The 13,077-nt window shown below is 62.9% G+C and carries 11 protein-coding genes and 1 pseudogene; 8 read left to right on the top strand and 4 right to left on the bottom strand.

Going from position 1 to position 13,077, the window contains the following annotated elements; all coding sequences use genetic code 11:
- Positions 1-48 precede the first annotated feature (48 nt).
- A complete protein-coding gene (locus YUO_RS40025) occupies positions 49-1,017 on the top strand; it encodes a Crp/Fnr family transcriptional regulator (protein ID WP_347335912.1) in 969 nt (322 codons plus the stop codon).
- A 110-nt stretch (positions 1,018-1,127) separates the two neighbouring features.
- Here YUO_RS40025 and YUO_RS0106920 read toward each other — a convergent pair whose 3' ends face one another.
- Entirely contained in the window at positions 1,128-2,606 is a 1,479-nt protein-coding gene (locus YUO_RS0106920; RefSeq protein WP_028346605.1) for a DHA2 family efflux MFS transporter permease subunit, read from the bottom strand.
- 138 nt (positions 2,607-2,744) lie between these two features.
- On the opposite strand from YUO_RS0106920, the gene YUO_RS0106915 reads away from it, so the two are divergent.
- The 4 genes from YUO_RS0106915 to YUO_RS40020 all read left to right on the top strand — a co-directional run bounded on the left by YUO_RS0106915 (position 2,745) and on the right by YUO_RS40020 (position 6,274).
- A complete protein-coding gene (locus YUO_RS0106915; protein ID WP_028346604.1) occupies positions 2,745-2,993 on the top strand; it encodes a hypothetical protein in 249 nt (82 codons plus the stop codon).
- A 222-nt stretch (positions 2,994-3,215) separates the two neighbouring features.
- Positions 3,216-4,706, top strand: a complete 1,491-nt coding sequence (guaB, locus tag YUO_RS0106905; protein WP_028346603.1) for an IMP dehydrogenase — start codon at positions 3,216-3,218, stop codon at positions 4,704-4,706.
- A 158-nt stretch (positions 4,707-4,864) separates the two neighbouring features.
- Positions 4,865-5,890 carry an NADP-dependent oxidoreductase gene (locus YUO_RS0106900; RefSeq protein WP_028346602.1) on the top strand — a complete coding sequence of 342 codons (1,026 nt, stop codon included), beginning with the start codon at positions 4,865-4,867 and terminating at the stop codon, positions 5,888-5,890.
- Positions 5,891-6,007: 117 nt separating this feature from the next.
- On the top strand, positions 6,008-6,274 hold the full coding sequence (locus YUO_RS40020) for a hypothetical protein (RefSeq protein WP_035725961.1): 267 nt from the start codon (positions 6,008-6,010) through the stop codon (positions 6,272-6,274).
- Positions 6,275-6,277: 3 nt separating this feature from the next.
- Here the strand turns inward: YUO_RS40020 and YUO_RS40015 are convergent.
- The 3 genes and pseudogenes from YUO_RS40015 to YUO_RS0106880 all read right to left on the bottom strand — a co-directional run bounded on the left by YUO_RS40015 (position 6,278) and on the right by YUO_RS0106880 (position 9,098).
- Positions 6,278-7,111, bottom strand: a pseudogene (locus YUO_RS40015) (metallophosphoesterase family protein).
- A 205-nt stretch (positions 7,112-7,316) separates the two neighbouring features.
- Positions 7,317-8,285: a dienelactone hydrolase family protein gene (locus tag YUO_RS43645; RefSeq protein WP_028346601.1), complete on the bottom strand. Its 969-nt coding sequence runs from the start codon at positions 8,283-8,285 to the stop codon at positions 7,317-7,319.
- 120 nt (positions 8,286-8,405) lie between these two features.
- A complete protein-coding gene (locus YUO_RS0106880) occupies positions 8,406-9,098 on the bottom strand; it encodes an acriflavin resistance protein (protein ID WP_156908502.1) in 693 nt (230 codons plus the stop codon).
- Between the two features lie 320 nt (positions 9,099-9,418).
- Between YUO_RS0106880 and YUO_RS0106875 the strand changes: the two genes are divergently transcribed.
- The 3 genes from YUO_RS0106875 to guaA all read left to right on the top strand — a co-directional run bounded on the left by YUO_RS0106875 (position 9,419) and on the right by guaA (position 12,961).
- Positions 9,419-9,841: an MAPEG family protein gene (locus YUO_RS0106875; RefSeq protein ID WP_028346599.1), complete on the top strand. Its 423-nt coding sequence runs from the start codon at positions 9,419-9,421 to the stop codon at positions 9,839-9,841.
- A 10-nt stretch (positions 9,842-9,851) separates the two neighbouring features.
- Positions 9,852-11,150 carry an RsmB/NOP family class I SAM-dependent RNA methyltransferase gene (locus tag YUO_RS0106870; protein WP_028346598.1) on the top strand — a complete coding sequence of 433 codons (1,299 nt, stop codon included), beginning with the start codon at positions 9,852-9,854 and terminating at the stop codon, positions 11,148-11,150.
- Between the two features lie 215 nt (positions 11,151-11,365).
- Positions 11,366-12,961 carry a glutamine-hydrolyzing GMP synthase gene (guaA, locus tag YUO_RS0106865; protein WP_028346597.1) on the top strand — a complete coding sequence of 532 codons (1,596 nt, stop codon included), beginning with the start codon at positions 11,366-11,368 and terminating at the stop codon, positions 12,959-12,961.
- The last annotated feature ends 116 nt before the right edge of the window (positions 12,962-13,077 follow it).

Here is a 13,077-nt window from a genome sequence, read left to right as displayed (position 1 = left end):
CAGCGTCTCCAACGGTTGCAGTCCCGGGCCGGATCACGTGTCGAATCCTTGGAACTTTCTCCCGTAGCGGCGTATTTCAGTACCCAGTATTTGTACTTCAGTACTCAGGCGCGGTCTGTTTGTCGCATGCAGCCCGAACGCCGCCGGGAATTTTCTGCAAGCGAGCCGCGCCTCCGTCTGGGAAGGAGTATTCCCGTGATGGAGCAGAGGACCAGAGTTGGTAATCGATTGTTAGCTGCGTTGCCACCGGCAGATCTCGATCTGCTTGTGCGTCATTTCCGACTGGTCACCCTCGAACGGGACGCCGTGCTGGTGCGGTCGGGCGATCCCATAGAACGGATTTATTTCCCCCTTACCGGCCTGATCGCCTTCGTCATGGATATGCCGAGCGGACAAACGGTCGCGACCGCCGTCGTCGGCAACGAGGGAGCCGTGAGCGTTCTGTCGACGCTGGGGCCCTCCCGCTCTCCGATGACGGCGGTGGTGCGGGTGGTAGGGACCGCGCTGCAGATTTCGCCGGCACAATTTCAGGCGGCGCTTGAACGCAGCAGCGCCTTGAGGGGAGCGGTTCAAATTCACACCAGGGCGCTATTGGCCCAATTCCAGCACGTCGCAGCCTGCAATGCGCTGCACTCGGTAACGGCCCGCCTGGCAAGATGGTTGCTGCAACTCCACGATCGTGCCGACGGCGACATCCTGCCGCTGACGCAACAGACGCTTTCGGAACTGCTCGGTGTGCGCCGCCCGACGGTGACGCATGTCGTATGCAAGCTGCGCGACTCCGGTGGAATCCGATCCAATCGGCGCAGCTCGATTGAGATTGACAGGAAGCGGCTCGAAGCGGCGACATGCGAGTGCTACCAACTCATGCGCCGTAGAATCGATCGCATCTTCCTGACGGAAGACATGAAAGCGCCGCCGCTTGGCGCCGAAGCGTCCCTGCCTGCCCACGCGGACGAAGTGCGGCAGCGCACTCCGACGCGGGGAGCGACCGGCCATCGGCCAAGGGGTCATTGAGAGGTCGTTGACCCGGATTGCCGGGCCGCAACGGCTCGACGGGTGCAGGATGTTCGGTGCGGCACAGAAACGGGAAAATCCGGCATTCGGGCGTGAAAATGCGCCGCGAGTTACCCCAGCCGCTGATCACGCGCGTCCTCGGTGCCTTCACTGGCGGCCTTCTTGGTCGCTGCTTTTTCCGCACCCTTGCGGCTGGAAATCTCGACGACCTTGCGCCCTGAAATCTCGTGGCCGGCGTCGTCAGGCATCTGCCAGAAGAAGTATGCCGACGCCGCCGAGATGATCGCAACCACGAGGAAGGCGGGCGGGAATACGCCGGCACTCAGCTCTGTGACATGCTGGTACAGCATGGTCGATTCCACCGAGAATGCGCCGACGGCGACGCCAGCCGAAATCGTCAATTGCTGGTTGACGCTGACGAGCGTGGTGGCTCGGCTCATCTGCGCCGGCTCGACCTCGGCATAGGCGACGGTGTTGATCGCGGTGAACTGCAGCGAGCGGAAGAAGCCGCCGACCACCAGGATGATGAAAATCAGCAACAGCGGCGTCGTCACCGTGAACAATGCGCAGGCCGCGAGAAAGCCCGCGCTGATGACGGCGTTGACCGTCATCATGTAGCGGAAGCCGAAGGCGCGGATGATGCGTGCGGCCAGTGTCTTCATCCCCATGGCGCCGACGGCCGAGGCAAACGTCACCAGGCCGGACTGGAACGGCGTCAACCCAAAACCTTCCTGCATCAACAGCGGCAGCAGGAACGGCAGCGCGCCGATGCCGAGCCGGAACAGGAAGCCGCCGATAATGCTGGCGCGCATGGTGGACAGCCGCAGCAGCGAGAAATCCAGCACCGGCGAGCCGGTTCGTTTCGCGTGCATGACATAGAGCGTCATCGAGATGGTGCCAACCGCGACGAGGCCCGCGATAATCGGCCAGGGCAACAGATTGAGACCCGCGACCGAGAGGCCGAAGGCGATGCCGGCTAGCCCAATCCCGGCCAGCACCAGCCCGTAGAGATCGAAGCGCTCGGGATCCTCGCTCTTGATCGGGTCGATGTACTTCATCGCCATGAAGATGCCGAGCAGCCCGATCGGAATGTTGATCAGAAAGATCCAGTGCCAGGAGAAGTAGGTGGTGATGAAGCCGCCGAGCGGCGGGCCGATCACCGGCCCGACCAGAGCCGGCACTGTTACCCAGGTCATCGCATTGACCAGCGCGCTCTTGTCGATCGAGCGCAACAGCACCAGCCGCCCGACCGGCGTCATCATCGCGCCGCCCATGCCCTGCAGAATGCGGGCAATGACGAAATGGGTGATGTTCTGCGACAGCGCGCACCCGATCGACCCGATCATGAATACCCCGATGGCGATCGAGAACACCATGCGCGCACCGAAACGATCGGCGGTCCAGCCGCTCGCCGGAATGAACACCGCAAGCGAGAGCAAATAGGACGTAATCGCCAGCTTCAGCGTCAGCGGGCTGGTGCCGATGTCAGCCGCGATCGCCGGCAGCGAGGTCGCAATCACCGTCGAGTCCATGTTCTCCATGAACAGCGCGGTGGCGACGATCAGCGGGATCAGGCGTTGCTTGTCCATCGGGATCGGGGGACTGGAGAGAAAGGCAGGCGGGGGCGCTGTATCATCCCGCCGTCACACAAGCCATTGCGAAACCGGGCAAACCACCTAAATCCTGCGTGACGCTGGTATGCACCGCGCCAGCCGCTGGAGGTCACGATGATCTACGTTCTCGCCGCGCTGTTGCCGCCGCTCGGGCTGCTCCTGAACGGGCAGCCGTTTTCGGCGATCTTCAACCTGGTCCTGATCGTGTTTTGCCTGGTTTTCGGGCTGATCTTCCACGTCCTGCTCTTGGTGCCGTCGGCGCATGCGCTGATCGCGGTTCACATGAAGCGGGAGGACCGCCGGCACCGCGAGGTGGTGGAGGCGATCCGCCAGCACGGGCCGCCGCCGGGCTATCGGCCGTAAGGCCCTCCCGTAAACTCTTGCCCTAAGCCCTTGGGATTGCGGCGTTTCCGGAAAAGTCTGTGCATAGCCGTCAAACGCTTTGATTCGGCGTGCCGCCATGCTATCGACCACCGTCAACCCCACCGATGGGCTTCGATTCGACGGCGATGCCGGTAGCATCGCCGAAGGCGGCGTTCATCCATAGAACTGATCGCGGCGGCGAGCCGCCGAAAGGAGTTGGCAATGGCGCAGGGACTTCAGGGTATCCGTGAAGCCTTCACGTTCGACGATGTGCTTCTGAAGCCTGGTCTCTCGGATATCTTGCCCTCGGAGGCTGATATCCGCTCCTACGTGACCCGCGCGATTCCGCTGAACATTCCGATTATCGCCTCGGCAATGGACACGGTCACCGAAGCGCGCATGGCGATCGCGATGGCGCAATCCGGCGGCATCGGCGTCATCCACCGCAACTTCGATCCGGAGGGGCAGGCCGCCCAGGTGCGGCAGGTCAAGAAGTATGAATCCGGAATGGTGGTCAATCCGCTGACCATTGGTCCCGACGCGATGCTGTCGGACGCGCTGGCGCTGATGAAGGACCACGGCTTTTCCGGCATTCCCGTCGTCACCGGCGCCGGCAAGAATTCGCCTGGCAAGCTGATCGGCATTCTCACCAACCGCGACGTCCGCTTTGCGACCAATCCCAAACAAAAAGTCTCGGAGCTGATGACGCATGAGAACCTCGTCACGGTTCGCGAAGACGTCAGCCAGGACGAAGCGAAGCGGATGCTGCACACGCACCGCATCGAGAAATTGCTCGTTGTCGACGACCAGTACCGCTGCGTCGGGCTGATCACCGTCAAGGACATGGAAAAGGCAGTTGCGCATCCGCTCGCCTGCAAGGACGAGCATGGCCGCCTGCGCGTGGCTGCCGCGACCACGGTCGGCGAGGGTGGCTTTGAGCGCACCGAGCGGCTGATCGATGCCGGCGTCGACCTGATCGTGGTCGACACCGCACACGGCCATTCCTCGCGGGTGCTCGACGCGGTCAATCGCATCAAGCGGCTTTCCAACGCGGTGCAGGTGATTGCCGGCAACATCGCAACGAAAGAGGGCGCGCAGGCGCTGATCGACGCGGGCGCTGACGCGATCAAGGTCGGCATTGGCCCGGGCTCGATCTGCACGACGCGCATCGTCGCAGGCGTCGGCGTGCCGCAGCTCACCGCGATCATGGATGCGGTGGAAGCGGCGAAGAAGGCCAACGTTTCAGTGATTGCCGATGGCGGCATCAAATATTCCGGCGATCTGGCCAAAGCGCTGGCTGCCGGCGCCGACATCGCCATGGTCGGCTCGCTGCTCGCCGGCACCGACGAAACGCCCGGCGAAGTGTTTCTGTGGCAGGGCCGCTCCTACAAGGCCTATCGCGGCATGGGGTCGGTCGGCGCGATGGCGCGCGGCTCGGCCGACCGCTATTTCCAGCAGGACATCAAGGACACGCTGAAACTGGTGCCCGAGGGTATCGAGGGCCAGGTGCCCTACAAAGGCCCGGTCGCCAATGTCATGCATCAGCTCGCCGGCGGCCTGCGCGCCGCGATGGGCTATGTCGGCGCACGCAACCTCGCCGAATTCCACGAAAAGGCACAGTTCGTCCGCATCACCGGCGCGGGCCTGCGCGAAAGCCACGTCCACGACGTGACGATTACGCGGGAGAGCCCGAATTATCCGGGCGGGGCGTAGTTTCCGTCAGTCATTCCGGGGCGCGAAGCGAACCCGGAATCTCGAGATTCCGGGTCTGGTGCTTACGCACCATCCCGGAATGACGGCTTCCGATTACCTCAGTCCTTCGCTACGCTCCCAACGATGAAAAGCAACAAGCAGGGACCGGAGGAACATCCATGTCCGCATCAGCCAAACGCATCGTTCTCGCCTCGCGCCCCGTCGGCGAACCAAAACCCTCTGACTTCCGCCTCGAGGATTGCCCTATCCCGACGCCGGGTGCTGGCGAGGTGCTCCTTCGCACCATCTGGCTGTCGCTCGATCCCTACATGCGCGGGCGCATGAGTGACGGGCCGTCCTATGCGCAGCCGGTGCCGATCGGCGGCGTGATGGAAGCAGGCACCGTCAGCGAGGTGATCGCCTCGAACAATCCCGGCTTCGCCAAGGGCGACATCGTGCTGTCGCGCGCCGGCTGGCAGACGCATGCGGTCTCCGACGGCAAGGGCCTTGCAAAAATAGATCCGAAAATCGCGCCGATCTCGACTGCAGTCGGCGTGCTCGGCATGCCCGGCATGACGGCGTATACGGGCCTGCTCGACATCGGCAAGCCGCAGGCGGGCGAGACCGTCGTTGTCGCGGCCGCTTCCGGCGCGGTCGGCTCGGCGGTCGGCCAGATCGCGAAGATCAAGAGCGCCCGCGCGGTCGGCATCGCCGGCGGCAAGGACAAATGCGCTTACGTCAAGAATGAACTCGGCTTCGACGATTGCCTAGATCACCGCGACCCTGATCTCGCGGCCAAGTTGAAGGATGCCTGCCCAAAAGGCATCGACGTCTATTTCGAGAACGTCGGCGGCGCCGTATTCGAAGCGGTATTCCCGCTGCTCAATGCGTTTGCGCGCATTCCGGTCTGTGGCCTGATCGCGCACTACAATGACACGCAGGCGGTGGCGCCGAAATGGGCGCCGTCGCTGATGCGCGCGGTGTTGACCAAGCGCCTGACCATCCGCGGTTTCATCGTCAGCGATTTCGCTGCGCGCCACGGCGACTTCCTGCGCGACATGTCGGGGTGGGTGCGCGAGGGCAAGGTCAAGCACAAGGAGTTCGTCACCGAAGGCCTTGAGAGCGCGCCTGAAGCGTTCATGGGACTTCTGAAGGGCGCCAATTTCGGCAAGCAGTTGGTGCGCGTCGGGCCGGACAAGATTTGAAACCGGCGCGCCCCGGGTTTCCGGGGAACCCTCAACCAAGAAACTCACGCCTACTTGAGGTGGCGGAACGTCCCTTCGAAACTGTCGTTGGCCTCTGACATCTAATGGAGAAGCCAAATGACGATCTTCAAGAAACTATCGCTCGGCATGGTTGCCGCCACGATGCTGGCCACTCCTGCGATGGCTCAAGTGGTCTATCAGGAACCCGGTGTGATGGGCTATAGCTATCCGAACTCAGCTTACGTCACAGGTGGCTATGGCGTCAGGACCACCACGCCCCCAGGCTACTATTATGGTAACCGGTTTCACCCGGCTCCACGCGTGGGCGCATTTGCGTCACAGCCCTGGGATGATGGTTCCTACTTCATTGAGCGGGAGTACTGAGGTCTAGGGTTTCCTGCCAATCAGTGAATCCAGATCAACATCGGTTTGTCCGGGCGCCTTGACGTACCGGACTTCAAGGGCGTCGGGCTGGAAACGATACTCTACCAGCCCGACTTCCTTGATGCCGATGACCGGCTGAATTCGTTCGGGAAGGATGAAGCCTGTCGACGGCGCCCAGACGTGGCGCGTGTTACGATAGGTGAAGTCGCGACGCTGATGGACGTGGCCTGAGGCGACCAGCCGCAGATCGACCTTCGAAAACATTTCGATCAAATTTCTGCGCCGAGGCTGCGGCACATAGCGGATCGCCGTGTCTGATGTCTCGGGGTCATCAGGTGCGTTCAAAAACAGCGGCTTGTGCAGGAACAGCGCGACCGGCTTGCCGTTCACACGCCCCAGTTCTGAAGCCAGCCAGCCGAACTGCTCCGCCTCGCTCTCGATCCCGGTATTCATGATCAGCGAGTTCAATCCGATGAAGCACCAGCCGGCCGCATCGAAGCGCCAGCGGTCTTCGCCGATCACGGAAAGATAGTTCTACCGTTCGTTCTCTGTCGCCAGATCCTTCGGCGCAGGGGCGACTTCCGTCGGGTTGTCGCCGACGTCGTGATTGCCCGGCAAGTACCTGCACGGCACCGGCAGCGCGTTGTGCAATTCCCTGGCAAATATCAGGTCGTCCCGGCTGGACGGCGCATCGAACGCCAGATCGCCAGTGTTGACGACGAGGTCCGGCCGCGTCGCATCGATATATTCGCTGACGCGATGAAAATTGTCGGTGAGTTCGTGCAGTCGGCGCGCGAGGTGGGTGTCGGAAATTTGCGTCAGGCGAAATTCGGACATGCAGTATTCCTTTTGGACGGATTATCGCCGCGTCTGGAGTCAGAACGATGACGGGATTTTATCGCCCACCCTCAATCGTCGTACCCCGCGAAGGCGGGGTACCCAGTACGCGGCGGCTTCTCGATTCGATCATCAGCGTCGCTGGAATACTGGATCACCCGCTTTCGCGGGTGATGACGACTTTTTATGTGGTGGATCTCAGACGTCACCCCAACGTCCGTCGCCAAAACGCCAGCATGTCCTCCCGAAACAGCTCAGCATCGCCGTCGCGGCTTCCAATCGTCGCGCCCTTGCGGCCATAGCCGGCCTTCAGCGCATAGATCATCAGGTCGCGGTCGGTGAGCTTGCTCTCCGCGACGCCCTGAAGCGGATGGATGAAGGCGCCGTCATTGGCGATATAGGCCGTCGGCGCGGCGGGGGAGACGGACGCTTCAGCGACGTTCTCGATTCCGGTGCCGCGGTCAAAACTGTGCTGTGCACCGCCGATCAGCCGCATCGTCGCCTTGCCGCCGGAGAGGCGGATGGCCTGGCAATGGCCCTGCACCTGCATCGGCGAGCACCATTCATCGGCATCGCCCATGATGACGCGGATTTCGGTTTCGTCGACGGACGGATCGAGGAACTGATGACCGCTCCAGGGATAGGCGGCGAGCACGCTTCGAAAGCCGGCGCCGGCGCCGACCACCGCATCGGCGAAGCGGCGCGTCGCTGCCGTCAGCACGGCCGAGCCGCCGCGGCTGTGGCCCTGCGCGCCGATCCGGGATGCGTCGATCTCCGGATGGGCTGACAGCACCTGCCAGGCCGCGAGCACGTCATAGGCGCTGGCGGCAAAGGAGAACTGGGTCTGGTTGGCAACCGTCGAGGTCACGCCGCGCGCGCCGAAACTATCGAGGACAAACGCCGCAAAGCCGTCACGGACCACCGTTTCGGCATGCGTCAGGTGCGAGGGGGCAACGCCGAGGCTGCCGGGCACCACCATCACCAGCGGAAGCTTTCCGTTTCGTTTGCGAGTATCCGAGGCCGGCAGGAACAGCTTGCCGTCGACCACAAGTCTCGGCAGCTCGGCTGCATTGCTGATGACGTGGAAGTAATTGACCGGATTGGCGGTGAGAATATCGATATTCTGTCCCTTGGCGCCGCCAGCGAAAACAATGTCCTGATCGCGAAATCGCAAAGTTGTTGTCCTCCGGCGGCCGCTCTTTCTCGGCGACCGTCAGGGATACAGTAGAGCGCTGGTTGTTGGCGTCAAAGCAAATGTGTCCAGCGTTCCGCCATCCTCATATCTCAATGGGCGTCACAGCACGCGGTATCGTATAGCGAAGGCGTCATGAATCTCTGATGTCACCGTGTCGCCATTGGCGGGGACGATGCCGTCGGCCAGATGCCACGGCCCGAACTGCTCCGAATGCGAGGGGCTTGCCGGCAGCCGCAGGCGGAACGTGCTTTGGGCCCGGCCGGGCAGGTTCAGCACCATCATCCGCTCGGTGGTGCGATAATCCAGCGTCACCGTCCCGCGCAAGATGCTGCGGCCGTCGGGCGCGGAGGCCAGCGCGCCCTCGACCTTCGCCAGTTTCTGGTTCCGGTCAGTGAGCAGCTCGATCTGGATGTCTGCGGCGCTCGTCAACGTCGCCTTCGGCAGGCGGATTTCAAATTCCACCGCGGGCTTTGCCGGATTGAGGCCGAGATAGGCCTGCGCCGCGTGCCTGATGTCCGAGATCGCGAAAGCGAGCAGGACCAGCACCGCGGAAGCGGCAAGCCCGTGTTTGAACAGATCGTGGCGGCTGCGGTGGCCGCCGTGGAAATAGACGGAGAGCATGATCGCGACCGCCAGCGCCGCGGCGATGCCGGCCAAGGCCGACATCACGATGCCAAGGCCGCCGTCGGGACCGTCGCTGAATCCGACGGCCCGGAGCAGGGAGGTCACGGAATCGCCGGGCAGCTCGGCGGCGCGGCCGGCGCCGGTCAGGATCGGGGAGGTGATGTTCATCGCCTGCTCGCGGATTGCTTTCCAAGGCCTGTTCGAGACCAGAACCATCGGAATTCTCGCTGGTTGGTCGTCTGGGCTCTGCTTGTGGTTCAAGCGAGCCCGGTTAAACGTCCTGCGTCATAAGACCCTCATGGTGAGGAGCGCGAAGCGCGTCTCGAACCATGAGGCCCCATCTGTGGCCTACATCCTTCGAGACGCCCGCTCCGCGGGCTCCTCAGGATGAGGGGTTGAGCGGTATGACGCAGAATTGAGTGCATTTGTCAGGTGAGGGGCGTCTCGTTATTGCTATGGGATCACAGGCGGGCTTCGGGGAGATTCTCATGTCGGTTCAAATGGTTTTGCTGCCGGTCTTCGTTTTGATCGGGCTCACTTTCTTCCTGCTGCTCTGGATGGTGACGGCCCGCACCAAGGCGGTGAAGGCCCGCGAAACCAGCCTGAAGGACATCGCGGCAGGCCAGCCGAAATATCCGGCCCGCGTCGCCCAGATCGGCAATTGCTTCTCAAATCAGTTCGAAGTACCCCTGCTGTTCTACCTCTTGATCGCGCTGGCGCTGCCGCTGCGCCGGGCCGATCTCTTCATCGTGCTGATGTCCTGGGTGTTCGTGGTGACACGATTTGCCCATGCCGGCATTTTCGTCACCTCGAACAACATCCAGCAGCGCAGCCTGGCGTGGTTTGCCGGCGCGCTGGTGCTGCTTGCGATGTGGATCTATTTCGCGCTGAAGCTTCTGCTTCTAATCTAGAAAGTCTTCGATGACTCCCGCTGCCCGCCTTTCCGCCGCCATCGAACTGATCGACACCATCGACGCGCAACGCGTTCCGGCGGCAAAGGCGCTGAAGGAGTGGGGCACTGCGCATCGTTATGCCGGCTCGGGCGATCGCGCGGCGATTTCGGGCCTGATCTGGGACGTGCTGCGGCGGCGGGCATCGAGCGCCTGGCTGATGGACGCCGATACGCCGCGGGCGCGCGTGCTCGGCATGCTGAAGCTCGAGCGAAAGCTCGATGTCGAGGCGATATCGGCGCTTTGCGACGGCGGACGGTTTGCGCCGGAACCGCTGACCGAAGCCGAACGATCTGCGCTCACCTCGCGGACCCTAGACGACGCGCCGCCGCACATCGCCGGCGATTATCCGGAATGGCTGGATGCGCATCTCGCCGCCGTGTTCGGCGACGACCGCGTGGCGGAGGCAACCGCAATGGCGAGCCGCGCCCCGCTCGATCTGCGCGTCAATACGCTCAAAGCCAAGCGCGAAAAAGTGCTGGCCTCGCTCGGCTATCTCGGCGCTGCGCCGACGCCGTGGTCGCCGATGGGCTTGCGCATCGAACTCGGCGCCGACGCTCGCAATCCCGGCATTCATGCGGAAGAGGATTTTATCAAGGGCGCGATCGAAGTGCAGGACGAGGGCTCGCAGCTTGCGGCGTTGTTCACGGCAGCAAAGCCCGGCGAGCAGGTGATCGATCTCTGCGCCGGCGCCGGCGGCAAGACGCTGGCGCTGGCCGCGATGATGCAAGGCAAGGGGCGATTGATCGCAACCGACCGCGACAAGCGCCAGCTCGCCCCGATCTACGAGCGGCTGTCGCGCGCCGGCGTCCACAACGCCGAGATTCGCGCGCCGAAGGGCGACAGTGATCCATTGGCCGACATCAAGGCATCCGCTGATCTCGTCCTGATCGACGCGCCCTGCACCGGCACCGGCACCTGGCGCCGCAATCCCGACGCCAAATGGCGGATGCGCCCCGGCGCGCTGGAGGTTCGCTTGAAGGACCAGGCCGAAGTGCTTGGTCGCGCAAGCCGCCTGGTCAAGCCCGGCGGCCGCATCGCCTATGTCACCTGCTCGGTGCTGCCAAGCGAAAACGGCGAACAAGTCCGCGCCTTCGTGGCGCGTCATCCCGAGTTTTCGATTCAGCCATTGAACGAGACGGCGAGCGTGCTGTGGGACAGAGCGGAGGATTTTGAGAAGGCTGCGCTGCGATCGCCGGAGGGCTGGCTGATGACGCCGCGAAGGACGGGCACGGATGGATTTTTTGTGTCGGTGCTGAAGAAGGCGTGAGGAGAGCGCCCGTCATTCCGGGGCGCGAAGCGAACCCGGAATCTCGAGGTTCCGGGTTCGCGCTTTGCGCGCCCCGGAACGACAGCGCGTCAATACGCGCTCCAAAGTAGGTCAATAATACTTACCTAATATCGATTTGTCCATGCCCCAGAAAGAATGTGGGTCAGCCCGTTGCCGCGGTTGCGAGGCCGCGCCCCGTCGCGTAATTCCTGTCCATGACAGCAGCACAGAAAGCCCGCGAGTCGACGCCCTCGGTGGCCTCGGCGCATGACAAGATTCTGATTGTCGACTTCGGCAGTCAGGTGACGCAACTGATCGCCCGCCGGGTGCGCGAGGAGGGCGTCTATTCCGAAATCGTGCCGTTCCAGAAGGCCGAAGCCGCTTTCAAGGAGATGAAGCCGAAGGCGGTGATCCTCTCCGGCGGGCCGGAATCGGTGCACGAAGAGGGCTCGCCGCGCGCGCCGCAACTGATCTTCGATTCCGGCGTCCCCGTGCTCGGCATCTGCTACGGCCAGATGACGCTCGCCGCTCAGCTCGGCGGCGAGGTCGAGGGCGGCCACCACCGCGAATTCGGCCGCGCCGATGTCGAGGTGAAGACGGCGAGCAAACTGTTCGACGACACCTGGTCGATGGGCGAGCGCCATCCGGTGTGGATGAGCCATGGCGACCGCATCACCAAAATGCCGCCGGGCTTTACGGTAGCCGCCGTCTCGCCGAATGCGCCGTTTGCGGTGATCCAGGATGAGAAGCGCAAATATTACGGCCTGATGTTTCACCCCGAAGTGGTGCACACGCCCGACGGCGCCAAGCTACTGCGCAATTTCGTCCGCAAGGTCGCAGGCTTCACCGGCGACTGGACCATGCGCGCCTTCCGCGAGGAGGCGATCGAAAAAATCCGCGCCCAGGTCGGCAAGGGCAGGGTGATCTGCGGCTTGTCCGGCGGAGTCGATTCCGCGGTCGCCGCGGTGCTGATTCACGAAGCGATCGGCGATCAGCTCACCTGCGTGTTTGTCGATCACGGCCTGCTGCGGCTGAAAGAAGCCGAGACGGTAGTCGATCTGTTCCGCCATCACTACAATATCCCGCTGGTGCACGTTGATGCCTCAAAGCTTTTCCTCGGCGAACTCAAAGGGGTCGGTGATCCCGAGGCGAAGCGCAAGACGATCGGCCGCCTGTTCATCGACGTGTTCGAGCAGGAAGCGAAGAAGATCGGCGGCGCCGAATTTCTGGCACAGGGCACGCTCTATCCCGACGTGATCGAAAGCGTCTCCTTCACCGGCGGCCCGTCGGTGACCATCAAGTCGCATCACAATGTCGGCGGCTTGCCTGATCGCATGAACATGAAGCTGGTCGAGCCCTTGCGCGAACTGTTCAAGGACGAAGTCCGCGTCTTGGGCCGTGAACTCGGCCTGCCCGAAATCTTCGTCGGCCGCCACCCGTTCCCCGGCCCGGGTCTCGCGATCCGCTGCCCCGGCGACATCACGAAAGAAAAGCTCGACATCCTCCGCAACGCGGACGCCGTCTACATCGACCAGATCCGCAAAGCCGGCCTCTACGACAAGATCTGGCAGGCCTTTGCCGTGCTGTTGCCGGTGAAAACGGTCGGCGTGATGGGCGATGGCAGAACTTACGAATACGTCGTGGGCCTGCGCGCCGTGACCTCCACCGACGGCATGACCGCCGACTTCTATCCCTTCGACATGAGCTTCCTCGGCGCCACCGCGACGCGGATCATCAACGAGGTGAAGGGGGTGAATCGGGTGGTGTACGACGTGACGTCAAAGCCGCCGGGGACGATTGAGTGGGAGTGAGGGTGCAAGCGGCGGCGGTATCGTAGTTCGCCGTGGTTTCGGAAGGTTCTCACATCCTTCTCGCGGCTCCTGCAAAATCTATACTTAGATCGTTTCTTTCCATTGCTTCATTTGGC

The sequence above is a fragment of the Bradyrhizobium murdochi genome, from assembly GCF_000472965.1.
GTDB classification, from domain to species: Bacteria; Pseudomonadota; Alphaproteobacteria; order Rhizobiales; family Xanthobacteraceae; genus Bradyrhizobium; species Bradyrhizobium murdochi.
This window is presented reverse-complemented; position numbering and strand designations above follow the sequence as displayed.

Bases quoted from the DNA above. Each gene is read 5' to 3' on its own strand.
- YUO_RS0106915 (WP_028346604.1), top strand. From the start codon at position 2,745: ATGATCTACGTTCTCGCCGCGCTGTTGCCGCCGCTCGGGCTGCTCCTG.
- YUO_RS0106875 (WP_028346599.1), top strand. From the start codon at position 9,419: ATGTCGGTTCAAATGGTTTTGCTGCCGGTCTTCGTTTTGATCGGGCTC.
- guaA (WP_028346597.1), top strand. From the start codon at position 11,366: ATGACAGCAGCACAGAAAGCCCGCGAGTCGACGCCCTCGGTGGCCTCG.
- YUO_RS0106880 (WP_156908502.1), bottom strand. From the start codon at position 9,098: ATGAACATCACCTCCCCGATCCTGACCGGCGCCGGCCGCGCCGCCGAG.
- YUO_RS0106870 (WP_028346598.1), top strand. From the start codon at position 9,852: ATGACTCCCGCTGCCCGCCTTTCCGCCGCCATCGAACTGATCGACACC.
- guaB (WP_028346603.1), top strand. From the start codon at position 3,216: ATGGCGCAGGGACTTCAGGGTATCCGTGAAGCCTTCACGTTCGACGAT.
- YUO_RS0106920 (WP_028346605.1), bottom strand. From the start codon at position 2,606: ATGGACAAGCAACGCCTGATCCCGCTGATCGTCGCCACCGCGCTGTTC.
- YUO_RS40020 (WP_035725961.1), top strand. From the start codon at position 6,008: ATGACGATCTTCAAGAAACTATCGCTCGGCATGGTTGCCGCCACGATG.
- YUO_RS0106900 (WP_028346602.1), top strand. From the start codon at position 4,865: ATGTCCGCATCAGCCAAACGCATCGTTCTCGCCTCGCGCCCCGTCGGC.